Origin of the sequence: Pseudoalteromonas sp. S327, assembly GCF_005886415.1 — a bacterium.
Taxonomy (GTDB): Bacteria; Pseudomonadota; Gammaproteobacteria; order Enterobacterales; family Alteromonadaceae; genus Pseudoalteromonas; species Pseudoalteromonas atlantica.
Genome location: NZ_PNDP01000050.1, coordinates 83,887 through 107,109, shown reverse-complemented (window position 1 = coordinate 107,109; position 23,223 = coordinate 83,887). Strand labels below are relative to the sequence as shown.

The 23,223-nt window shown below is 42.2% G+C and carries 16 protein-coding genes and 1 pseudogene; 14 read left to right on the top strand and 3 right to left on the bottom strand.

Going from position 1 to position 23,223, the window contains the following annotated elements:
- The first annotated feature begins 22 nt into the window (after positions 1–22).
- Together hrpB and CWB60_RS15660 are read left to right on the top strand one after the other, a co-directional pair.
- Positions 23–2,446, top strand: a complete 2,424-nt coding sequence (gene hrpB, locus CWB60_RS15665) for an ATP-dependent helicase HrpB (RefSeq protein ID WP_138577570.1) — start codon at positions 23–25, stop codon at positions 2,444–2,446.
- Positions 2,447–2,540: 94 nt separating this feature from the next.
- Positions 2,541–3,005 carry a nuclear transport factor 2-like protein gene (locus CWB60_RS15660; RefSeq protein WP_004587425.1) on the top strand — a complete coding sequence of 155 codons (465 nt, stop codon included), beginning with the start codon at positions 2,541–2,543 and terminating at the stop codon, positions 3,003–3,005.
- A gap of 82 nt (positions 3,006–3,087) precedes the next feature.
- Here the strand turns inward: CWB60_RS15660 and CWB60_RS15655 are convergent, their stop codons facing one another.
- Positions 3,088–3,303 (bottom strand): hypothetical protein, encoded by a 216-nt coding sequence (locus tag CWB60_RS15655; protein ID WP_004587424.1) that lies wholly within the window; start codon positions 3,301–3,303, stop codon positions 3,088–3,090.
- A 795-nt stretch (positions 3,304–4,098) separates the two neighbouring features.
- On the opposite strand from CWB60_RS15655, the gene CWB60_RS15650 reads away from it, so the two are divergent.
- The 8 genes from CWB60_RS15650 to CWB60_RS15615 all read left to right on the top strand — a co-directional run bounded on the left by CWB60_RS15650 (position 4,099) and on the right by CWB60_RS15615 (position 16,070).
- Entirely contained in the window at positions 4,099–5,826 is a 1,728-nt protein-coding gene (locus CWB60_RS15650; protein WP_138577568.1) for a DUF4856 domain-containing protein, read from the top strand.
- 85 nt (positions 5,827–5,911) lie between these two features.
- Positions 5,912–7,186, top strand: coding sequence for an imelysin family protein (locus CWB60_RS15645; protein ID WP_138577566.1), 1,275 nt, complete (start codon positions 5,912–5,914; stop codon positions 7,184–7,186).
- A gap of 8 nt (positions 7,187–7,194) precedes the next feature.
- Positions 7,195–9,429 carry a TonB-dependent receptor family protein gene (locus CWB60_RS15640; protein WP_138577564.1) on the top strand — a complete coding sequence of 745 codons (2,235 nt, stop codon included), beginning with the start codon at positions 7,195–7,197 and terminating at the stop codon, positions 9,427–9,429.
- Positions 9,430–9,439: 10 nt separating this feature from the next.
- The gene (locus tag CWB60_RS15635) at positions 9,440–10,480 is read left to right on the top strand and encodes a sterol desaturase family protein (protein ID WP_138577562.1); all 1,041 of its coding nucleotides are present in this window, start codon (positions 9,440–9,442) and stop codon (positions 10,478–10,480) included.
- A 110-nt stretch (positions 10,481–10,590) separates the two neighbouring features.
- Positions 10,591–12,498: a DUF1800 domain-containing protein gene (locus tag CWB60_RS15630; RefSeq protein ID WP_138577560.1), complete on the top strand. Its 1,908-nt coding sequence runs from the start codon at positions 10,591–10,593 to the stop codon at positions 12,496–12,498.
- Positions 12,499–12,507: 9 nt separating this feature from the next.
- Positions 12,508–13,848, top strand: a complete 1,341-nt coding sequence (locus tag CWB60_RS15625) for a DUF1501 domain-containing protein (RefSeq protein WP_138577558.1) — start codon at positions 12,508–12,510, stop codon at positions 13,846–13,848.
- 256 nt (positions 13,849–14,104) lie between these two features.
- A complete protein-coding gene (locus CWB60_RS15620; RefSeq protein WP_055252973.1) occupies positions 14,105–14,818 on the top strand; it encodes a DUF1499 domain-containing protein in 714 nt (237 codons plus the stop codon).
- Positions 14,819–15,020: 202 nt separating this feature from the next.
- Positions 15,021–16,070 (top strand): NAD(P)-dependent alcohol dehydrogenase, encoded by a 1,050-nt coding sequence (locus CWB60_RS15615; RefSeq protein WP_096739975.1) that lies wholly within the window; start codon positions 15,021–15,023, stop codon positions 16,068–16,070.
- A gap of 69 nt (positions 16,071–16,139) precedes the next feature.
- Here the strand turns inward: CWB60_RS15615 and CWB60_RS15610 are convergent, their stop codons facing one another.
- Entirely contained in the window at positions 16,140–17,342 is a 1,203-nt protein-coding gene (locus CWB60_RS15610) for an MFS transporter (RefSeq protein WP_138577556.1), read from the bottom strand.
- 370 nt (positions 17,343–17,712) lie between these two features.
- On the opposite strand from CWB60_RS15610, the pseudogene CWB60_RS21195 reads away from it, so the two are divergent.
- From CWB60_RS21195 to CWB60_RS15600, 3 genes and pseudogenes are all read left to right on the top strand, one after another.
- Positions 17,713–18,483, top strand: a pseudogene (locus CWB60_RS21195) (PAS domain-containing protein); the annotation flags it as partial.
- 48 nt (positions 18,484–18,531) lie between these two features.
- Entirely contained in the window at positions 18,532–19,014 is a 483-nt protein-coding gene (locus CWB60_RS21190; RefSeq protein ID WP_223230583.1) for a methyl-accepting chemotaxis protein, read from the top strand.
- A 98-nt stretch (positions 19,015–19,112) separates the two neighbouring features.
- Positions 19,113–21,239 (top strand): TonB-dependent receptor, encoded by a 2,127-nt coding sequence (locus CWB60_RS15600; protein WP_138577552.1) that lies wholly within the window; start codon positions 19,113–19,115, stop codon positions 21,237–21,239.
- A gap of 42 nt (positions 21,240–21,281) precedes the next feature.
- Here CWB60_RS15600 and CWB60_RS15595 read toward each other — a convergent pair whose 3' ends face one another.
- Positions 21,282–21,455 (bottom strand): DUF2986 domain-containing protein, encoded by a 174-nt coding sequence (locus CWB60_RS15595; RefSeq protein ID WP_085065494.1) that lies wholly within the window; start codon positions 21,453–21,455, stop codon positions 21,282–21,284.
- Between the two features lie 215 nt (positions 21,456–21,670).
- Here CWB60_RS15595 and CWB60_RS15590 point away from each other — a divergent pair, with 215 nt between their 5' ends.
- Positions 21,671–23,158, top strand: coding sequence for a dipeptidase (locus tag CWB60_RS15590; RefSeq protein ID WP_138577550.1), 1,488 nt, complete (start codon positions 21,671–21,673; stop codon positions 23,156–23,158).
- The last annotated feature ends 65 nt before the right edge of the window (positions 23,159–23,223 follow it).

The window sequence follows — 23,223 nt, the reverse complement described above, 5'->3', positions numbered from 1 at the left end:
AAGCAATTTTGGGTAAATAGCAGTGCTGCCGGTTCAAAACATATATCAACAACTTTTAACTACATTACAAAGTAACCCCATAACGTTATTACAAGCACCGCCTGGTGCGGGAAAATCAACCTGGTTGCCGCTTCAGCTTATGCGCGACGGCCATTTTAAACGTATTGTAATGCTTGAGCCGCGCCGCTTAGCAGCACGTAATATTGCCAATTACTTAGCACAGTGCCAAAACGAAAATGTGGGGCAAAGTGTTGGCCTGCGTGTACGCGGCGAGAGTAAAGTAAGTAGCCATACGCGCCTTGAAATAGTCACTGAGGGTATGCTTACCCGCATGCTACAAAACGACCCCGAATTAAGCGATATAGACTTACTGATATTTGATGAATTTCATGAACGCTCAATTGCAGCAGACACTTCACTGGCCTTTGCTTTAGAGACCCAAAGTGCGCTGCGCGACGATTTAACCATACTACTTATGTCGGCCACCCTTGATACCGAGCGCTATACGCAGTTTTTTGATTGCCCGGTTATACAATCAAGCGGGCGTAGTTACCCCATAGACGAAGTATACATACCAATAAAAGATGAAAGCCGCTGGCTTGATGCTATTCCCTCTTTAATAAAACAAGCACTAAACGAGCAAAGCGGTAGTGCATTAGTATTTTTACCTGGGCAATTTGAAATAGTACGTGTGCAGCAGGCCCTTAATGATTTACCAAGTAACTGCTTAGTTGCCACATTATTTGGCGAGCAAGATAAAGCCAATCAGCAAGCGGCGATTGCCCCTGCGCCTAAGGGTATGCGCAAAATAGTGCTTACCACCAATGTAGCCGAAACCAGTTTAACCATTGAAGGCATTCGCATTGTTATTGATAGCGGCAAACGCCGCGCGGCGAGCTATAACTTGAAAACAGGCGTAACTGAGCTTACAACACAAAGTATATCGCGCTCCTCTGCTGTGCAGCGAGCGGGGCGTGCAGGGCGAATAGAGCCAGGGGTTGTTTACAGGCTTGGCTCTAAACAAACATTTGAGCGACGTAATAGCCACGATAGCCCGGAAATACTCACCTCAGACATAAGCCAACTTATGCTGGAGGCAAAACAGTGGGGCGCAAATATTAGCGAACTCACCTTGCTTGATACGCCAACAGCGCAGCAATGCACGCAAGCGGCAAACTTACTAACCATGCTTGAAGCCATCGATAAAGGTAAGCTCACTAAATTGGGCAGCAACATGCTGGGTTTTGGGGCGGATATTCGTTTAGCGCATATGCTTTTAAAAGCGCAAGCGCTTGAGGCAGAACTCCCTGGTATTTATCGCTTAGCACTTTATTTAGTGGCGCTGCTTGAGAGCCGAATAAACAGCGCCAACGAGCTAAGCTTGGCGCTACATAGCCAACAGCAAAGGCCACACCCAGTATTTAAACAGCAGTTAAAATACTGGCAAAGCCGTTTAAAAGTAACCGACAGTAACAGCGAGCTAAACACAGAGTATTTAGGTTTGCTAGTGGCATTAGCTTACCCCGATCGCATTGCAAAAAAACGCGGCAATGGCTACTTACTTGCCAATGGTGCGGGCGCTGATTTAAACACCGATTACTGGCATAACGATGACTACCTTGCTATTGCAAGCATGGGCGGCCATAAAGGCACGCGTATTTTTGCAGCCACCGCACTTAGCCCATTTGAGCTACAAGATTACTTACCGCATTTGTTTACTACGCTTACCCGCTGTGAGTTTGATGAAAAAACCGCGCGGTTTATCCATCAAGACGAAGTAAAGCTCGGCGCCATTACGCTTACAAGCCAACCAAGTAAGCAAAAGCTTGATAAAACCGAGCGCGCCAAAGCGTGGCTTAATTTATTTACCAAGCACGGCTTTGCATTATTTAATGAACAACCCGATGCGCAGCAATTATTAATACGCATGAGTTTAGCCAGTCAGTTTATGCCAGATACGTTCCCGGCAATAAGCGAGCAGCAACTTATCAAAACAGCTGATGATTGGTTAGGCGTATATTTACAGGATATAAAAACGCTGGAGCAGCTTAAAAAGTTTAACTACTTTGAAGCACTGCAAAATTGTTTTGACTGGACACAGCAAACAGCCCTAAAAACACTGTTACCGCTTAGGTTAACGGTACCGAGTGGCTCAAATATAAAAATTAATTACCAGCTAGATGGCCCCGCAAAACTTAGCGTGCGCATGCAAGAAGTGTATGGTTTAACAAGTACACCAATGCTTGCAAATGGCAAGCTGCCACTGCTTATGGAATTACTCTCGCCAGGTAAGCGTTCTTTACAACTTACGCAAGATCTTGCGCACTTTTGGGCTAGTAGTTATCGCGATGTACAAAAAGAAATGAAAGGACGTTATCCCAAGCATTTTTGGCCCGACGATCCAGCCAACAGCGTGGCAACCAATAGAGTAAAAAGCAAAATGTAGGTTTATTAACTTAAAAATATTTGTTTTATTTTTGAACATATGAATATAGTGTACCTATAAATAAATCAATACTTTTAACTACAAGGAAGAAGTGATGAAACGACTATTTATATTAGGTTTGCTATTAGTGAGTACCTTTTCGGTTAATGCTGAAGAGGCACTGGACTTAAACAAATTTGCACAACATTACTACAACACAATGACCGCCACGCAAGCGCCTAACGCAAGTGAAAAAGAGCTTGAAGCCTACCTTAATTTATTAACAGACGATGTAGGCAGCCAGCACATACCGTATCAAGTAGATGACTCTCGCACTGCAGAGGGTAAAAAACTAATGCGTAAGGGCATGCGTTTTTATTTAGGCGCGCATACCTTATACGAAAGCGAGCTGCTAAATACCTTTGTATTTAACGATAGCGGCTTTGCGATTCGTTATAAAAACCACGCTAAGGGCATTCATCCGCAAAGTAAGCAGCCAATCGAGTACACATCAGTAATGATGGAAGTAATAGAAGTTGAAAACGGTAAAGTGGCGATGATCCGTAAATATCACGAATAAAACGTAAAGTGATAAAACGCGCTAGCCATTAAAGCAAAGTTAATGGCTAATTGGGCTGTAATAGCTTTTTGTTGTTAAGTGCTTAAACTTCTTTTCCACCGTGTTGCTCTGCTAAATCATCTAGCTCGGCAGAGGTGTAATCAAACCCGCTTTCATCATACTCGTAAGTGACTTTTACACTGTCGCCGCCATTAAATAGGCGAGTTTTAACTTGGTTTACGGGCCAATCTTTTAGTACATGCACAAAGCGGTTAGCAACTTGCGAGGTTTCAAAGCGGTAGCGAATTTCTGTTTTCATAAAAAGGCTCTGTTATTGTATGGCTTAGCTAAAAGTGAGTAGTAAAATTACACTATTTAATGCATTACCACCTCTCATAATCTCTTGGGTGTGTTGATTTTTAATGGTTGAATTTGCAGCCAAACATGGGCTGCCCATTGGGTTCTTTCTAGGGTGATAAGCTCCTGTTTATTGGTTTTTACTTATTCTTACATGGATGTAAGTCATTAAAATAACGCAGGAGCCGTTATCGAGCCTACTAAGTTACAAACCACGCGCTGCGATTTAATCGCCCCTAGATTGAACAGATTTCTATCCGCCAAGGTCAACACGCCCTAGTATACCTTTAATCAATACGCTGATATAAGCCTCTAAAACAGTAAGTGAAGCAAAAAACCACACTTAAACGCTATAAGTGATGCGTTTTTAAAATAAATAATAATTATTACAAATAGCTTTTATATCTAAAAAGTTAATGTGATTTTATTATTACGTAATGTTCGCACTTAGCTTTAAGGCGCAGTGTGTCTTTCTAAAAATACTTATCTAGTACAAACAAAGCGTTATTATAAGTTATTGATAGTTAGTTGCTTTAATGAGTGGATTTACTTTGTACAACGAATGTTTTGCTAAGCAATTTACGCGCTGTTTAGCTATGTTAAAAAGTATTTTTGCCGATCTTTCTTTGTTCTAAAAACTAAAACTATTTTAAAAATAAAACAAAAAAGCAACATTTAGGTTGATTGTTAGGTATTTGTAATTAGAATAGTCGCTATTACAAATAAGAATGATTCACATACAATATTAGGATTCAACATGAATTTGCGTAAATCTCTCCTTGCTAGTGCAGTAATTACTGCAACTATGGGTTTAACTGCGTGTGGCGGCTCAAGCTCCAGCGATAGCACCGAAACACCAACCACTCCAACTGTGACTAATTCGGCACCTACCGCTATTAGCTTATCAACAGCGGCTGTAACAGAAGATGAAGTAGGCGCAGTAGTCGGTACTTTAAGTGCAACCGATGACGATGCAACAGGCATGGTATTTACACTTTCTGATGATGAACAGTATTTTGAAATTAATGACAGCAATGAGCTAACGCTTAAAAGCACGTTAGCGCTTAATGCTGAGCAAGTAGAAACAGTTGATGTAACAGTTACTGCAACCGATGCTGGCGATTTAAGTTTTACACAAACACTGAGCGTATCTGTAACTGATATTGAAGCACAAGAAGGCGTAAACGTTTACGAATTTGCCTCAACAGTTAATGCTAGTAATTCTGCGGTAAGTTACACAGGCCAAGTGGCTCGTCATGCACTTTCGGCGCAAATTAAAGCTTACATAAGCTTATTAAGTGTTGATTACATTGAAAGCGAAGGCTTAACGGGCGATGCCGTTAAAGCGCAGTTAATGGCTTATTGGAGCGATTACGAAGCCGTAAAAGATAACAGCTTTTTGTTTATTGATGGCGCAACTACGTTGCAACAGTCGTTTGCAGAAATTTCGAATTCAGGCAAAACCTTAACAGGTAAAATTGCTGGTAACGATGCGTCTAAAATGGAAGAAGATTGGCTAACAGAAGGTACATTTGAAGGCTGGAGTGACTTTGGCACTCAAGCAAAAACACCAGAAGGGCTTATTTTTCATTACTTTGATTTACTTGCCGCGAATGTAGATGCAATTGCAAGCGGTACGCAGTCTGAGGATGTAAACGGTAATGACATTACTGCGGCATACATCACAACAAGTGGCCTTGATTTAAACCAGCTTATTCAAAAGCACACGCTAGGTGCGTTAATGTTCTCGCAAGGTACTGACGATTACCTAGACGAAGGGCTTGATGAAGATAACACCGATGCAGCAGCCGATGGTACTTACAGTACTTTAGAGCATCAATACGATGAAGGTTTTGGTTACTTTGGCGCTGCTCGTCATTATTTAGAATTTAGCGACGAGGCTATTTCTGATGGTAGCGCAAGCGCTGATATTGATGGCGATGGCAAAATTGACTTAGCGAGTGAATACAATTGGGGTAACTCTACCAATGCAGCTAAACGTGATAAAGGCGCGGTAGTAGCAACTGACTTTAGCAGCGCAGCAATGACGGCGTTTATTGCGGGTCGTAAAATTATTAACGATGCTGCACCAAGTGCATTAACCGATGATCAAAAAACGCAGTTATTAGCACAGCGTGATATTGCAGTAGCCAACTGGGAAAACGCAATTGCAGCCACTGTTGTACATTACATCAACGACACACTAGCCGACATTGATACAGTACAAGGTACAGAGGCAAGTGCTGACGATTTTGCTAATTTAGCTAAACACTATAGTGAAATGAAAGGCTTTGCACTGAACTTTCAATTTAACCCATTTTCACCTTTTTACAGCGACGATAACGCAGGTAAATTTGCTGAGCTACATACATTGCTCGGTGAAGCGCCACTGTTAACAGATGCATACAAAGCGCAGTTAGTAGAGGCACGTGATTTGATGCAGGAAGTTTACGGCTTTGATGCTCAAAACGTTGAAAACTGGTAATAACCACCCGTTTTAGCACCAAGGAAGGTCAGCCCACGGGCTGGCCTTTTGCCGTTTAATTTTCAAAGTTTTTAGGGTTGAAATAATGATCAATTATGCAAAAAAAGGGGTTGTGGTTGCAGCTACTGTATTAACCCTTAGTGGGTGTGGTGAAAGTAGCTCAAGTAGCACAGGTAGTGATTTTCAAAGTAGTGATAGCGGGCAAACTACTACGCCTGCGGTTACAGAGTTTGATGAAGCACAACTCGTTGCTAACTTAGTCGATAATGTAATAACACCTACGTTTGTTTTGTTTAATCAACAAGCACAAACACAAACACAGGCCGTTGCAAATTACTGCCAAGCTGAAATACAAAGCGTACAAGAAAGCTCAGAAGAGGCCATTGCGCTGCGTGCTCAAGCACAACAAGCCTGGCTAGATACCATGGCGGGTTGGCAACAAGCCGAAATGATGCAAATGGGGCCGCTTCTTGATAACGCAGGGCAGTTACGTAACCAAATATATTCATGGCCTACTTCTAGCCGTTGTGGGATAGACCAAGACGTGGTGTATAACCAAGACGGTGTTATTAACCAAGATCAAAATCGCCCGTATGCCATTAGCGAAAGAACAGCAACACGCCGTGGCTTATTTGCAATTGGGCATGTGTTGTTTAACGAGCAATTAGCGCATCACTGTAGTGTGGCAAATGATGCCCTTGCAGATTGGAATAACCGTACAGATTTAGCGCGTCGTCAGGCTCGTTGTGAGTTTGCTGTGGTGGCAAGTGAAGATGTTTTAAGTTCGTCAGAGCAGTTATTACAAGCTTGGCAAGGGGATAGCGGTTTTGCTAACGAATTAAAAAATACCGGCCAAAGTGGCTCTCGTTTTAGCACAACTCACGAAGCACTTAATCATATTAGCGATGCACTGTTTTATATCGACACAATAGTAAAAGATAAAAAATTAGCAGAGCCGATTGGTATTTTTTCAAATTCGTGTGGCGCATCGGCGTGCCCTGAAGATGTAGAAAGCCTAGATGCGAAAAGCTCTTTAGATAATATTCGTAATAACTTAGCGGCGTTTGAAGCGTTAATTATGGGTAATTTAGACGCTGAGCAAGCAGGCACTGGCTTTGATGACTTTTTAGATGCAGAGCAAGCACAGGCTACTAAAACACGTTTAGTTGAAGGAATAGCAGCCCTTAAAGCCACTTTAAATAGCATAGATAGCTCGCTGGCCGATTTGCTAATTGATAACGAGCAACAGGTGCGTGATGTACATGGGCAAGTGAAAGTGCTGACCGATGAGCTAAAAAATGACTTTATTAATGAGCTAGCACTTGAGCTACCTACCACCTCTGCAGGCGATAACGACTAAGGGCGACAATGAAATACAATAAACTTACAATTGCATTGCTTATGGCCGTAAGTTGCCAAGCAGTGGCAGAGCAAAAAAACGAATTAGAACATATTCAAATTATTAGCCATAACGATAAATTGCGCACCGAAGCAGGCTCGGCAACTTTAATTGGCGAAGCGCAACTTGAACAATTTGAGTTTGATGATATTCATCGTATTTTATCGCAGGTGCCTGGGGTAAACATACGCGAAGAAGATGGCTTTGGGCTAAGGCCTAACATTGGTTTTAGGGGCGTAACCCCTGAACGTAGTAAAAAAATAACCATTTTAGAAGACGGTGTTTTAATTGGCCCTGCGCCGTATTCGGCACCGGCGGCTTATTATTTTCCGCTTACTACACGCATGACCGCAGTTGAAGTGTTTAAAGGCCCAGCAGCCATACATTATGGCCCGCAAACGGTGGCGGGTACGCTTAATTTAGTTTCGCGCCAAGTGCCTGATGATGCCAGCGGTATGCTTGATATTTCAGCAGGCTCCGATGGCTACAAAAAAGCGCACGCGTATTATGGTAACCGTCAAGGGCAGTTTGGCTTTTTAGTTGAAGGCGTTCACCTAGAAAGTGACGGTTTTAAAGAGCTTGATGGTGGGCAAGACACAGGCTTTGAAAAAGACGATTTATTAGTTAAATTAGATTACACACTTAATAGCGAGCAGTTTAAGCAACGCTTTGAGTTAAAGCTGGCCTATTCAGATGAGCTTTCTAACGAAACCTACCTTGGGTTAACCGAAGAAGATTACCAGCAAACACCGTATCGCCGCTATGCCGTCAGCGGCCCTGCAAATATGGATACTAAGCATACGCAAGTGATGTTTACCCACCAACTTAGCAGCGACAATTTTGCCCTTACAACCCGCGCCTATCGCAACGATTTTGAACGTGCATGGCTTAAACTCAACGCGGTTACTAACAGCAGTGGTAGTTTGTCGGATATTTTGGCAGACCCAACACGCTTTGAGCGTGAATACAGCGTTATTAGTGGCCAAGCCGATTCGGTTCAAAGTGGTGAAAGCAATGTGTTTTTAACCATGGGAACTAACGACAGAGCCTTTTTCTCGCAGGGCATACAGTTTGATGGTGATTGGCAAGTAGCTGCGTTTGGGCTAGAGCACTCACTCTCATTTGGGGTGCGTTTTCATCAAGATGAAATAGAGCGCGATCACTTTGAAGACACATACGCCATGGTTAACGCGGTTAACACCCGTACAGACACCGCGAGTGTATTTACCACACAAAATACCGAATCTACCGATGCGTGGTCGTTATATATTGAAGACAAAGTAACCTTCGATAAGCTAACACTTGGTTTAGGCGTGCGCGGCGAGTTAATGGATATGTCGTATCAAAATGACGGCCCTGGCCAAGCAAACGATTGGCAAGATAAATCGAGCCGTATTTGGTTACCTGGTTTAAGTGGCTTTTACCAATTATCGGCCAACGCAGGGTTACTTTTTGGTGTACACCAAGGGTTTGTGCCCTCAAGCCCATCTAGCCCTGTACGTGAAGGAGATGAAGAGTTTGAAAAAAGCGTAAACTATGAATTTGGTGGCCGTTACAACAACGGTAACAGCCAAGTGGAAGTAGTGAGCTTTTTTAATGATTATTCAAACTTAGTAGAAAGCTGTGGCCAGTCAAACTGTGGAATCGAAAACGAAATTGACCGCGAGTTTAGTGGTGGGGAAGTGGATGTATGGGGCGTTGAGTCTCAATTTGCACACACTTACGCATTAAATAAGCACATTGATGTGCCGGTACGCTTAACTTATACCTACACGCAAAGTGAGTTTAAAGAAGAGCTATTTAGCGAATTTACGCAGTGGGGGCATATTCGCCCGGGCGATCATTTACCGTACTTGCCTAATCATCAAGCTGCGCTGAGCTTAGGCCTTGCACATAACGATTGGTCGGTTGATGTATTAATAAAATACACCTCAGAAATGCCAGAGGCCGCTGGCGTAGCTTATACCGCTGGTGAGCTTGGTAACACCACAGGGAATGATTTTTCATTACCGTTAGCAGGTGTCGATGTACCCGCTACAACAGTACTAGATATTGCTGCGCGCTACGAGCTTGATCAATATGGGCATATTTACGCTAAGGTAGATAATCTGTTTGACCAAGATAACATTGTTAGTCGTCGGCCATATGGCGCGCGCCCGGGTAAACCGCGTAGCGTAGCCGTGGGTTACAAATATCAATTTTAAGAGGTAAGTTATGCTCGAGACTATATGGCAAACGCTTCTTCAAACGCCAAATTATTTGTTTGATGCCAATAAACGTATTTTTATTGGCTATAGCATTGCGGCGATAGTGATTGCTATGTTGCTGTATTTCTCGGGCCGTGCGCAGCAAAAAAAGCGCACGTGGCGTGGGCTGGGGCGCTATTTATTTAGTAAGCGTATTTGGCTGAGTAAAAGTGCCAAGCTCGACTACCAATTATTAATTATAAACCGTTTACTTAAAGCCGCGCTGTGGGTGCCTATAGTGTTAACTATGGTGCCTGTTGCTATTGGCGTAAGTGATGCCCTGCAATGGCTTTTTGGTGAGCGCGCAGTATGGCAGCTGCCAAGTACTGTGGTGTTAGTTATTTTTACCGTTTTATTGTTTATATTTGATGATTTAACACGGTTTTTATTACATTTAGCACTGCATAAAGTGCCGTTTTTGTGGCATTTTCATAAGGTACATCATAGTGCGTTAGTGCTCACCCCAATGACCATTTATCGCAGCCACCCGTTTGAAAGCTATTTATATGCCTGTCGAATGGCGTTAGCCCAAGGTTTTGTAGTGGGCGTTTGTGTGTATTGCTTTGGCCGAAATTTATCAATGTTAGATATTTTGGGGGCTAATGTATTTGTATTTGCCTTTAATGCGTTAGGCGCTAATTTACGCCACTCACATGTGTGGTGGAGCTTTGGTAAAAAAATAGAAAATTGGTTAATTAGCCCAGCTCAGCACCAAATTCATCACAGCGATAACCCAAAACATTTTGACCGTAACTTAGGCTCAGCGTTAGCCATTTGGGATAGAGCCTGTGGCACACTGATAAAAGCGCATCAAGTAGGTAAAATTACTGTAGGCGTTGGCAATAACGACCGCGGGCACAACAGTGTAATGGATGCGTATTGGCGGCCAATTTACGAGAACCTACATACGCCTTGGCAACGTGTGGCTAAAGCCGCTAATAAGGTGAATGTTTTTAATAAAAAAAAGCCCATTATTGAGGTTAATATTAACGACAAAACAGTTAAATAGCGCTCGGTTACAAAAAATAAAAGGTTAAATTGTAAATTTTGTGTTTCAATAATCGTATCAAACTCGGTACATACACGCGTACCTTCTTTAATTTACGATGACGATTTAACATGCATTACAAATCAGTTTTATTAGCAAGTTGTGCTTTATTGCTAAGCGCCTGTGGTGGCTCAGGCGGCGATGACACGCCCACCGTCAATTCAAATAAAATTCCTACATTGTCGGTTGCCGACATACCCAGCGAATTAACGAAAGGCCAAACCATTGAGCTAATTGCAACAGCAAGCGATGAAGACGGCACAATAAGCAGTGTGGTTTGGCAACAAACTGCGGGCACCACGTTATTGAATGAACCATTAGATGCGTTAAGTACCCGCCTTACTATACCCGCTGCGCAAAGTTATGAGCCTATAACGTATTCATTTAGCGTAACAGCCACCGATAATGAAGGGGCAACAAACACGCAAACCGTTACATTTGTAGCCAAAAACAGCATGGACATACACAGCGCCGCTAGGTTATTACACCAAGCTAGCATGGGCCCAACGCTTGCTGAAATAAACAGTGCTCAAGGTTTAAGTGAGCAACAATGGCTCGATGACCAAATAGCACTGCCAGTTAGCTACCATCGAAACTACTTGGTAAAACTTGAAGATGACGAAGACTTTAAATATATAAGCCGAATAGATGCATGGTGGAAAGCGGTGCTACAAAGTGACGATCAACTACGCCAACGCGTTGCATTTGCACTGAGTGAAATATTGGTCGTATCGGATGAAAATAGCGATTTGCGAGCACAACCAGAGGGCATGATCACTTACTACGATTTATTGCTCAAACATGCGTTTGGCAATTTTAGAGAGTTACTCGAAGAGGTAACGCTTTCGCCAATTATGGGCACGTACCTAAGCCATTTAGGGAACGAAAAAGCTGATGAAGCACTTAATATTCGCCCAGATGAAAATTACGCCCGTGAGGTTATGCAATTATTTACCATTGGCCTAGATGAGTTAAACCTTGATGGCACCGCTAAGCTAGATGCAAACGGTAATAGCATAGCAACTTACGGACAGGCTCAAATACAGGGGTTTGCGCGTGTATTTACAGGCTGGACACTTGCCGGCAGCGAAACCTTTAAACGCAAAAGCCGCGATTATATAAACCCTATGCAAGCTTACAGCGAGTACCATTCTGATAAAGAAAAAGTACTATTAAATAATGAGGTTATACCGCCTGGTTATGGCCCAGAGGAGTCGCTAAAAATAGCCCTCGATAATTTATTTAATCACGACAACGTAGCACCGTTTATTTCTAAGCAGCTTATTCAGCGGTTAATTACCTCAAACCCTACTGCGCAATATGTAGAGCGCGTTGCCCGTGTATTTAACGATAATGGAAGTGGTGTGCGAGGCGATTTAGCCGCAGTTGTTAAAGCTATTTATTTAGATGACGAAGCACGCCATTTTGGCAGTGTACTTAGCTATCAAGGTAAAATTAAAGAACCACTTTTAAAAACTGTGCAGTTTTGGCGAAACCTTAATGCGAAGTCGCAGCAAGGTTATTATAAAACGTGGAACTTAGTAGATAGCTATGGGCAAGGCCCCATGCAGTCGGGCTCTGTATTTAACTTTTTTAGACCCGATTACCAAAGTGCGGCGTTACGCACCCAAGGTTTGGTAGCACCTGAATTACAAATAGCCAACGATGCGACTTTAATAGGCACAATGAATGCCTTATTTGCAAGTTTGGTTTGGAGTACAGCCGAAGCGCATACCGAGTTAAACCCTGCAGGAATTTATGTTTATGTTCAAAGCGATATGGATTACTTGGCGCAAAATGGCATTAGCGCACTGATAGAGCAATACAATACTCTGTATTTTGCCGGCAATATGAGCGCTGACACTACACAAGCTTTGCTTGATTTAGATGCCTATTTTGACGAGGATCAGTACCGCGTGAGGGTTTCGTACTTGTTATACATGATTGCTATTTCACCTGAATTTAACGTGCAGTATTAGGAGCGCATAATGAGCTTAAATAGAAGAGACTTTTTGTCATTATGTTTAAAAGGCGGGGTATCAGCAGCCGCTTTAACCAGTTTGCAGCTACAAGCGTTAACGGGGGCAACTAATGCAATAGAACTCGGTGATTATAAAGCCCTAGTGTGTGTATTTTTATACGGCGGAAACGACTCACTTAATATGTTGCTACCCCTTGAGGGAGAGCAGCGTAGTTTATACGAGCAAAGCCGGCAAAACCTCGCAGTAGACAATCCGCTAGCGTTAAGTGTTTCTCAGCAGTTTGCAGGTGGCGTGGGTATTCATCCCTCACTTGCGCCTTTACAGAGCGTGTTTGAGTCGGATGATTTAGCCTTTGTTGCTGGCGTAGGCACTTTACTTACTCCCACCACATTAACAGATTACAAAAATAACGCGGTGCCTTTACCTAAGCATTTATTTTCGCATAACGATCAGCAAGCGTCATGGATGTACGGCCGAGAAAAAGCCTCTTTAAACAGTGGGTGGGGCGCACGTATGCTAGAGCGATTAGCTGTGGAGGATCAGTTTGCGGCAAATATCTCTCTCGATGGCACTAATTTATGGCAAACAGGCACAAATACCAGTGCCTTTGCGCTTAACAAAAGTGGCATAAGCACAATTAACGCCTTTGGAGGTTATCAGCCCCGCACTGAGCACGTTACTAACATAATGAACCGCTTGTTAGGCAATGCAAGCCATGTACTAGGGCGTGAATATGCAAATGGCTTAAATAGCGCAATTACCAACACGCAAACGATGAACATTGCGCTTGAACAAGCCCCAGCGCTTACTACCACCTTTAGCGATACTAGCTTGAGTGAGCAATTAGCCGCGGTGGCCAAAGCTATTAGTGTGCAGTCGTCGTTAAGTACACAGCGCCAAGTATTTTTTGTCTCTATGGGGGGATTTGACACCCACGATGATCAGCTTACTGCGCACCCTGCATTATTAAATACGCTAGCTCAAGGGCTCAGCGAGTTTAACAGTGCCATGAAAGAGCTAAACATGAATGATAAAGTCACCACGTTTACTATGTCGGACTTTGGCCGCACGCTAACCTCAAACGGAGATGGCACCGACCATGGCTGGGCGGGTAATCAAATAGTAATGGGCGGCGCGGTAAAAGGCCGCTCTATTTATGGCCAGTTACTTACTCAGCAATTAGAGGGCGAATACGATACCGGAGGCGGACGGTTAATTCCGCAAGTGGCTAACGAGCAATACTTTGCAACGTTAGCGCAGTGGTTTGGCGTGCCTGTTTCGGAGCTGGTTGATATTTTTCCTAATTTAAGTAACTTTAACAGCGCGACCTTAGACTTTTTTGTGTAATGATACTGACACGCCAGCCTAGGTACGTTAGTTTAAGGTTAAAGCGCCGCTGCTTGATAATAAAAATGCGTTATTTAGTTGTTTTAATTAGCTTATTTTAAGGTTTTTGAACAAAGCTTATTATTTAAAGCACTTAATTATCACTATACAGTGGCGTGAGCTGTTAATTGTAATCTAAACCCAGTGCTTGGCAGTATAATGTACTGGTTTCAACTACTTAAAATTAAAGATCACACATGATAAAGGAATCATAATAATGAAAATTTTAGTGAGCTTAGTAAGTTTAATCGCTTTTTTACTCGTTTTACTGCCAGGGCCTTTATATAAGTATGGCGTTGTTGAACTAAGTACTGCGTTTGCAGGGTTTAGATTTGGTGTGTATGTGGGTGGCGCTGCATTAGTGCTGCTTGTTATACAGGTTATTTTTATGCGTAAAACGCTTAGCATGGGCAGCACTTTAATGGCATTGGTGTTTGCAGCCATCGCGATTGCAATGCCACTGAGCATGATGAGCAAGGCTAAAAGCGTACCCGCGATCCATGATATTTCGACCGATTTAATTAACCCGCCAAAATTTGTGGCAATTGTACCGCTGCGAGCAGATGCTAAAAACCCAGCTGAATACGCAGGAGAAGAAACAGCCACGCAGCAACGCAAAGCTTACCCTGAGCTAAAAACACTAAATTATGCACAATCAAAAACAGACTTATTGGCTGCTACCGAGCAAGCGGTTAAAAATTTAGGGTTTGAGCTTGTTAATGTTAATGCGGCTACGGGCATTGTAGAAGCAACGGATACCACCACATGGTTTGGTTTTAAAGACGATGTAGTTGTGCGTATCAATGACGAAGGCAGCCAGCGCTTTGTCGATATACGCAGTAAGTCACGCGTGGGGCGAAGCGATTTAGGAAAAAATGCTGAACGTATACATTCACTCATTGATGAGATAAATACGTTACTGGATAAGTAACCAACATTTAAGCTAAAAAAGCCCAACCTTGTTGGGCTTTTTTGGTCAGGGTGCATTCACTGCGCCGGCGTTAGTGTAAACCACATCAAAGTGCATACCGGTATTATTTTTAGAGGCAGCCCTTATGGGATTGGTTTTAAAATAAAGCACTTAAATAAGCTAAAAGTAGACGACTTAAATTTTTACAGACTATGGAGTTGTTATGAAAACAGTAGGATATGCAGCAAAAAGCGAAGGTGCGCAACTAGGTGAATATACTTTTGAGCGCCGCGATTTACGCGATAACGATGTAGAAATTGAAATTTTATATTGTGGCGTATGCCACTCTGATTTACATGCAGTGCGCAATGACTGGGGAGGCAGCCGTTACCCGTTAGTCCCTGGGCACGAAATTGTAGGTAAAGTAAAAGCCATTGGTAGCGCTGTTAAAAACTATGCAAAAGGTGACACGGTAGCGGTAGGCTGCATGGTTGATTCATGCCAAAGCTGCAAACAGTGTGATAACGGCGAAGAGCAATTTTGCCAAGAAGGCATGGTAGGCACATACGCAGGTAAAGACAGAGAAACCGGCGAGATGACCCAAGGTGGCTATTCTAAACATATTGTTGTTCGTGAAGAATTTGTACTATCAGTCCCTGAAAACCTAGAGCTTTCGCGCGTTGCCCCTTTATTATGTGCAGGTATCACTACTTACTCTCCTTTACATAAGTGGGGCGTTACAAAAGGCAGCCGTGTTGCCGTTGTAGGGCTTGGTGGCTTAGGTCACATGGCTGTTAAAAATGCCGTAGCCATGGGCGCGAGTGTAACTGTGGTTGGGCGAAGTGAGTCTAAAAAAGATGACGCAGTAAAACTTGGCGCGCAGCATTATTTAGTGTCGACTGACGAAGATGCAATGAAAGCGTCGCAGTCGGCTTTTGATATTATTATTGACACCGTACCTGTTAAGCACGATTTGTCTATTTACACACCCTTATTAGACATAGATGGGACGCTAGTTATTGTTGGGCAAGTTGGCCCCGTAGAAGAGCTAAACACTGTGCCTCTTTTAATGGGTCGTCGGCGCATCGCAGGTTCACTAATTGGTGGGATAGAAGAAACCCAACAGATGCTAGATTTCTGCGGCAAAAATAACGTATTGCCAGAGTGCGAAATGATTAATATTGACCAAATAAACACCGCGTATGAGCGAATGGAAAAATCAGACGTACGCTATCGTTTTGTTATTGATATGGCATCGTTAGAGGCCCAGTAAGGTGGGTGATTAAATCCCCTTGTTAAAGTAAAAGAGCGGCTAATTGTATTAGCCGCTCTTTTTATATGCTTAACACGTTTGTGCTGCGGGTTGTTGTTTATTAAGTTGCAAGTAGCTTAAAAACCACATTACTAAGCCGCCTAAAAACAACGCCGCTGCGACATAACCTGTTTGGTTAGGCGCTGCACCTTGTGCAATAACAGCCCCGCCAACCCAAGGGCCGATAGCATTTGCGGTGTTAAACGCACATTGTACTAATGCACCAATCATTGCATGGCCCTCTGGGGCTACATCCATTAATAAAGATTGAATAAGCGTTGCCAAACCCACACTGCAACCAATAAAAAATATAACCGCATAAAGCAACCAAATATTGTAACTTGCGCTAACGTAGGCAATTGCAAATACGATGGTGCACACCAGTGCAAGGCCTGTGGTTTTAATGGCAGATTTATCGGCCGCTTTACCTAATATGTAATTACCTAACGTACAACCAATACCAAACATCACCATAGCGATAGAAATAGTGTAAGGGGCTGTTTTAGTTACATCTAAAATTGTATCGGCAATGTATGTATAAATACAAAACACGCCGCCAAAGCCAATAATAACAATACCTAAAATAGACCACACCAGTTTATTTTTAAGTACGCCAAACTCGTTAAGTAAGTTAGATGGCTTAGCGTTATCAATATTTGGCACTACTTTGTATACAAATATAAACGCAATAAACGCTAAAACCGCAGCGCCACCTAAGCAATAACGCCAGCTTAGGTTTTGCCCCACCAAGGTAACAATAGGCACGCCAACGATGGTCGCAATGGTTAAGCCCATAAATACTTTTGACATAAAGCTTGCGCGTTTACCTGAAGGGGCAATATCGGAGGCAAGCAAAATAGCGGCACCAAAGTAAGCGCCGTGAGGTAAGCCACTTAAAAAGCGAAAAATAACGAGCTGCTCTAATGAGGTTGCTAATGCACTCAAACCATTAGAAATACACATTAGGCTTAAAAAAATCAGCAAAGCTTTGCGTTTTCGCATATTGGCCGTTGTAAGCATTAATACCGGCGCGCCTACCACAACACCAATAGCATAGGCGCTAATTGCATAGCCACTTTGCGAAGGGGTTGAGCCAAACGTTTCACTGATCAGCGGCAGCATAGGCATCATTGAAAATTCCGATAATCCTAAAATAAACGTACCTAGTGCTAACACTAATAAAATAGCAGCTTTATTTAACTGATTAGATGCCGACGCAACATCTGCACTCATAGAAGATCCTTTAACTTTGATTTTAAAAATAGTGAATAGCCACACATTAATTGCGTGGAGAGTAAACATATATTAGGTGTGGAGTGTGTCAGTGAGATGGCTATTTTAAGTTAAAAAGTGTACTGCGTCATGTATAAAAAATAGTATTTTTGGCTTGTTTTACTTTTGTTAATTGCTATAAAGTGTGACTTATTAGATTAATTTATAAAAAGTTTTTACAAAGCAGCTCACTAGCAAGTGTTTAATTGCTCGCAGAAAAACTAAAAAACACCTATATTTACAAAGTTGTTACATTTATTGCTAGCTTACATATTATTTTTATATTTGTTTGTTATTGTCATCCTATTATTATTCCCTAAAGGTTTAACACATGTTTGGTCTACGAAAAGATAACGCCAAAGTTGAAGAATTGGAACGTCAACTCAATGAAAGTAAATCAGTACTATCCGCTATTTATAACCATGTAGCGTATATTGAATTTACACCCGAGGGAAAAGTTTTAGACGCTAATGATCTTTTTTTAGATACCGTAGGCTACAAAAGAGAAGAGGTAATAGGCAAGCACCACCGGATTTTTTGCGATTCAGACTACGCTAAGTCGAGTGAGTACGGCCAATTTTGGCAAGCGCTGCAAGGGGCAAACTCAACAAGCGGTACCTTTATGCGCTTTAACGCTAATGGCGAAAAGCTATGGCTAGAGGCTACCTATTTTCCTGTTGAAGTAAACGGGGTGGTTACTAAGGTTATTAAAATAGCGTCGGATATTACAAAAAATTATGTACAGCGAAAATCTCAAGAAGCGCTCACCGAAGCGCTTGATAAGGCGCTGGCTACAATAGAATTTAACCCCGATGGCACCATAATTAAAGCAAATCAAAACTTTTTATCTACGGTGGGTTATTCACTTGCAGAAATAGTTGGCAAGCATCACAAAATGTTTTGTACTGACTCTTTTTATCAAAATAACCCTCGGTTTTGGGAAGAGCTAAGCGATGGACAGTTTAAGTCGGGTAAGTTTAAACGCATAACTTCTGATGGCTCGCAAATATGGCTAGAGGCAACTTATAACCCCATTTTAGATAATAAAGGCAAAGTGATAAAAATAGTGAAGTTTGCCTCTAATATTACCGATCGCATAAAAGACAACGAAGCCGTTAGTGAGGCCGCACAAATTGCGTATGAATCGGCGGTGTCGAGTGCGCAAACGGCAAAAACGGGCTCAGATATTTTACACGATGCAATTGCAAACTCAGATGCAATTGTAAGCCAAGTACTTAAATCGGTTGATTTAATTAAAAACCTGAATGAGCAGTCAGCAGTTATCGGCTCTATTGTTTCGACCATAAGCAGTATTGCCGATCAAACTAATTTATTGGCGTTAAATGCAGCCATTGAAGCTGCCCGAGCGGGCGAGTACGGGCGAGGCTTTGCCGTGGTAGCTGATGAAGTTAGGCAGCTTGCAGCAAGCACCAGCAGTTCAACCAACGAAATTGCAACCGTAGTTAAAAACAACCAAGAGCTGACTAACGATATTTCAAAGCAAATCACCTCTGTCTCTGATTCCTCAGAGCAAGGCCGAGAGCTAATAGCGAAAGTCTCAGAAGTAATTCAAGAAATAGAACGCGGCGCAGATGCTGTTTCTGCTACAGTGTCTAAGCTTAACGCGAGTTAAGTGGCAGTAAGTTCTCAAAGTGCGACATTTTGTCGCGCTCTAAACTTGTAACTACATTATATAATTTATGCCATATATAACAGTGGCATAAATTATAAATGGCTCATATTCAACAAACTTATTTATTCTCTCCTTTAGCACTTTTATTAACTGGCCTTTTATCTCCTGCAGTATTTGCAGATGATAACACTTTAGAAATTATTGAAGTGCATGGACAGGTACACAACAAGCACTTATCGCTTGGTTCGTCAGAGGCAATGCTTAGCAATTTAGGTGTTGATTTTTCGGCTGCGGGCGGGGTGTCTAACTTACCTATTTTAAATGGTTTAATGGGCGATAGAGTAAAAGTACTGATTGATGGCGCAGAGGTTACTGCAGCGTGCGCTAATCAGATGAACCCGCCTCTTTCTTACGTATCAGCTAATCAAGTAATGGCTTACAAAGTAGTTGCTGGTGTTTCACCAATAAGCGCAGGTGGCGATAACATTGCAGGTGTAATAAGCGTTAACTCAATTTCACCACAATACAGCGAAAATACTGAGCTTGCATGGCACTCAGGCTATGTCTCGGCTAAGTACAGCAGTGTTGATAACGGCCAAAAACTAGGTGTGGGAGCACGTTTAGCAAGCGATACTGTGAGCCTTAATTACCAAGGGTCGTTTAGTGATGCCAACAGCTACAAAGATGGAAAGGGTAATGTGGTACTTGATACATTATATAGGGCTCAAAACCACAGCCTAACTGGCGCGATACGTGACGATAAACAGCAAGTTGTGATAAAGCTTACGCATCAAAAAATACCGTATCAGGGTTTTGCTAATCAGTACATGGATATGACTGATAACACCAGTTATGGCGCTATTGCCCAATATAAGCGCAGTTTTGAAAACAGCGAGCTAGAAGGGCAAGTTAATTGGCACAGCGTTAAACACGAAATGGGTTTTTTTAGTAAAGAAAAAACCGGCATGATGCCCATGAAAACAGATGCAAAAGACATAAGCACACAGCTTAAATGGCGCCTTACACTTGATCAAAATAGCTCATTACTACTTGGACAAGAATATTATAATTACCGCATTGATGATTGGTGGCCGGCGATTGAAGGCTCAACCATGATGGGGCCAAATGATTATATAAATATTAATAACGGTAAGCGTGAGCGTATTGCCTTATTTGCAGAATATGCAAGCCAAATCAATAACAAGCTCTGGTTAAATACGGGTATAAGGGTTGAGCGTGTTAATACACAGGTTGATGAAGTACAAGCCTATAACGATGGCATGAGTATGATGAATATGGGCAGTATGAGCACAATGACAACTGCCAATAATGCGCTAGCTGCCAATAACTTCAACAATGCAGATAGAGATAAAACCGACACCTTAGTTGATGTAAATGTATTAGCTAATTATCAAATTACACTTTATGACGAGCTGCAATTAGGCCTTGCCCGTAAAAACCGAGCCCCTAATTTATATGAGCGCTACAGCTGGGGTGTAAGTAATATGGCAAGTACTATGATTGGTTGGTACGGCGACGCTAATGGTTATATTGGTAACCCAAACCTCAAAGCCGAAACCGCCCATATCATCAGTGCAACGTATTCAAAAACAGCAAAAAATGATGCGTGGCGAGTAAGTGCTAATGTGTGGTACACCGATGTAAACGACTACATTGATGCAGATATTGTACGTAGTTTTAATAGTTATGGGTTAGCAAATACAACACGTAATATTTTGCAGTTTAGTAATGTTGACGCCACATTATATGGCGCAAAGCTTGATATAAGTAAGTCACTTTATCAATCAACACAGTTTGGCGAATGGCAATTAAAAGCAAACATAACGAGCACTCGTGGTAAGCGCCGCGACACTAACCAGGCGCTTTATCAAATTAAGCCGTTACATACAGCGCTCTCATTAAGCCAGCAAATAGGGATATTTGAAAATGCACTGTTGTGGCAATGGGTGGATACAAAATCACGCGTTGATGTTAACCGCTTAGAAAACCAAACCGTTAGTTACAGCTTAGTTAATATAAGCTCTAAAGCTTCTTTTGATGCGCTTACGCTGGGTATTGAGGTGGTAAACTTATTTGATACGTTTTATCAATTACCCCTAGGCGGGGTAAGTATTGCAGCGCTTAAGCAAGGTAGCAGCACGGGGTTTACTCAATTAGCTGGGCAAGGGCGCTCATTTAATATAAGTGCCAGTTACGCATTTTAAACCCATATAAAGCGTTGAGAATAGGCTGCTTGGCGCTTTAGTTTAATCAGGTGTTGGCGTAACTTGCTCGGCGTTGGTTGTTTGCTGCGCCTCTAAAGCTAGTTTTTCACGCTCTGCTTTTGATACATACGCCGGTTTATTACTTTTATGCAATTTAGCATTAGCACGTTTATCTTTTTTCTGAAATTTGGTGACAATTTTTTTGCGGCGGTTCATTAGTACTAATACTCTGATTAATTAAGGTCGCGCATTATACAACCAATGCAATGTAAGCCGCTATCTAAATTTAAAGCGCGATTGTTGTAACCCTGCCGCAAAGCGCTATTTAATACTATTGCTTGGCGGTATAATTTAGCTTTAATACCAATTTAATTATTTAAGCGATTTATTATTGCGCATTGGTAGTAATGATTCATACAAAAGGATACGTTTTGAAAAAGTTAGCTTTGCTTTGCAGTGCTTTATTTGCTTTTAGCGCACATGCACAATTACATACAAATATTGATAGTGTTGCCGATTACGCTGTTAATACTTATCAACAATCACAAATTCATACGTTAACTAATTTAGTGGCTTTTCCTACGGTAAATAAAGAGTCGGTACCCGCGCCACAAAATCCTGACTTTATTAATTTTAAATCTGTATTAAAAATGAAAGCTGCAGAGCTTGGGTTTGATTACCAAGACCTAGGCTACACCGTGCTTATAGGCATGGGAGATCAAAGCGAAAAGGTTACCGTTGTAACCCACGGAGACGTACAACCTGCCAATGCCAGTAAGTGGAAGCAAAGCCCATTTATTATTGATACCTCAGAGCCTGGCAAATTAGTCGGGCGCGGCACAGAAGACGACAAAGGCGCAATAGCCACCGCACTATACGCCATGAAAGCGATTAAAGATAAAGGCATAGAGCTTGATAACCGCATAGAGCTGATGATTTACCTAGCTGAGGAATCTGACTGGGGCCCGCTTACAGAATTTATGAAAACCTACGAGCAGCCAAAATACGCCGTAACCATTGATGCATCATACCCAGTTGTAGTAGCCGAGAAAGGCTGGAGCTTAATTGCTCCTACTTTTAATGCTACCTCAAAACAAACCGGTATGTATGTGAGTGATTTAGCGGGCGGCGCGTTTAAAAGCCAAATACCAGAAGATGCAAGCTTAGTGCTGCATAACGCAAGCGCTGTTGTTATTAACTCATTAAAAGCTAAAGCTAAAACACTTAGTGAAGTTGAGTTTAACTTTGAAGAGCATGCTGAAGGCTTAAAAATAACTGTAAAAGGGGTGTCTGCGCACTCATCAGAGCCAGAGTCGGGCGTTAATGCTATTGCACACCTGAGCGAGGTATTTAAAGACGTCGCACTTGAAAATAATAGCGATGGGCAGCTTATAAAATTTGTAAATCAATTAATTGGTTTAGATATTCATGGTAAGCAATTTGGTAATATTGCCTACGAGCATGAATTCATGGGCCCAATGAGCGTAGCCCCTACCGTAATTGAACGCGATGGTAACGCACTAACGTTAGCCATTAACGCGCGCCGCCCAGTTGGTAAAGATGAAAACTTACTTAAAGCACAAATAAACAGCGCGATTAAGGAATGGGAAACTGCAAATAACGTAACGCTTACTAAAGTCGAGACCATTATTGGTACACCCATGCTGTTAGATAGCGCGCCGCACGCACAAAAGCTGCTTGATATTTTTAAACATTTTACAGGTGACGAACAAGCTGACTTTGTATCAATAGGGGGCGGCACTAACGCAAAGCTATTTGATAATGCCGTCTCGTTTGGCCCTTCAATGCCAGGCAAACGTTATACCGGCCACTCAGAGCATGAATTTATTACGCTTGAGCAATTAGCGCTTAATTTACGTATGTATACCGCAATGATGATAGAGCTAGGTAATATGTAAGCTATAGCTGTTTTAATATAAAAGCCGCCTTGTTTAGCTGAAGTGAATCCAGCAAGGCGGCTTTT